Annotated in this window: 2 protein-coding genes, 1 tRNA gene, 1 rRNA gene and 1 pseudogene; all 5 read left to right on the top strand. The window is 40.5% G+C overall.

From position 1 onward, the window contains the following. The first annotated feature begins 9 nt into the window (after positions 1 to 9). The 5 genes and pseudogenes from rrf (at position 10) to GJS40_RS14505 (ending at position 943) form a co-directional block, all read left to right on the top strand. Positions 10 to 126, top strand: a 5S ribosomal RNA gene (rrf, locus tag GJS40_RS00025). A gap of 31 nt (positions 127 to 157) precedes the next feature. Continuing rightward, positions 158 to 233: transfer RNA gene (locus tag GJS40_RS00020), tRNA-Thr, on the top strand. Between the two features lie 146 nt (positions 234 to 379). Further along, positions 380 to 496, top strand: a pseudogene (locus GJS40_RS00015) (zinc ribbon domain-containing protein); the annotation flags it as partial. 54 nt (positions 497 to 550) lie between these two features. Further along, complete coding sequence (locus GJS40_RS00010) at positions 551 to 691, top strand: hypothetical protein (protein ID WP_270895176.1); 141 nt, start codon at positions 551 to 553, stop codon at positions 689 to 691. A 6-nt stretch (positions 692 to 697) separates the two neighbouring features. Next, positions 698 to 943: an N-6 DNA methylase gene (locus GJS40_RS14505; protein WP_377902069.1), complete on the top strand. Its 246-nt coding sequence runs from the start codon at positions 698 to 700 to the stop codon at positions 941 to 943. Positions 944 to 1,012: the final 69 nt, after the last annotated feature.

Genomic DNA, 1,012 nt, shown 5'->3' with positions numbered 1-1,012 from the left:
TCATACTTGTCCGGTGACCATAGCAAAGAGGACCCACCCGTTCCCATGCCGAACACGGAAGTTAAGCTCTTTAGCGCCGATGATAATGAAGGGGAGACCCTTTGTGAAAGTAGGACGTTGCCGGGCAATCTTTTTATCTATTTATATGTTTACGTAAGCTTCCTTAGCTCAGTCGGTAGAGCGCATCCATGGTAAGGATGAGGTCAGCGGTTCGAGCCCGCTAGGAAGCTCCATAACAAAAATGCTGAAGCCCTTGATATATAGGGCTTTTTCTTATATATGAAAATAGTAAGTACAGTTTACAATCTTTTAACTTTTTCCGACAGAAGTCTCCCAACCTCAAGGAATGTACAGGACGCAGCCCAATGAGTAGGTGGACAAGCTAAAAGAACAAGGGAAGCAACTTGTGCAAATTGATAAGTGGTTTCCTTCTACTAAGAAATGTTCATGTTGCGGCAAGGAAAAAGAAATGCCATTGTCTGAACGTGTATATGAGCGATTGTCTTTAGAGTGTTAAATTTAATAGGTAAAAGAAAGGATGGAAGCGTGAGTGAAACATGATTCAATTCTAATGACAGATTCAGAAATGATGTTAGAAGGTGTGTGGGATGAGGAAGCAATAGAAACAGAAGAAAGTGTTCAATACCAAGAGGAATTAGTGGCAGAATGGATGTTGAAGCAAGGGTATTAGAGTGTAATGGTAAGGCTTGAGGCGTTGACGCTTCAAGTCTTTCTTTGTTTGGTCAATTTTTATTTAGAAAAGCACTTTACAAAACATGACATTTCTGTGGTTGGAAGAGAAGATGTCATTGGAGATTCGTATCAATATATGATTGAACGCTTTGCTTCAGATGCAGGAAAGAAGGGTGGGGAGTTCTTCACGCCCTCCCCACTTTTCCTCATACATCATTCCTTTCTTGACAGGTATTTTTTCTTCAGGTAACTGATCGTTGTCTGCATATTTCTTCACCGTTGACCAACAAAATCCAGTTCTTCTTGAAATTTCATTGAT

It is taken from the genome of Aliibacillus thermotolerans, from assembly GCF_027853235.1.
GTDB classification, from domain to species: domain Bacteria; phylum Bacillota; class Bacilli; order Bacillales; family Marinococcaceae; genus Aliibacillus; species Aliibacillus thermotolerans.
The sequence above is the reverse complement of the archived record's forward strand: the minus strand, read 5'-3'. Positions and strand labels throughout refer to the sequence as shown.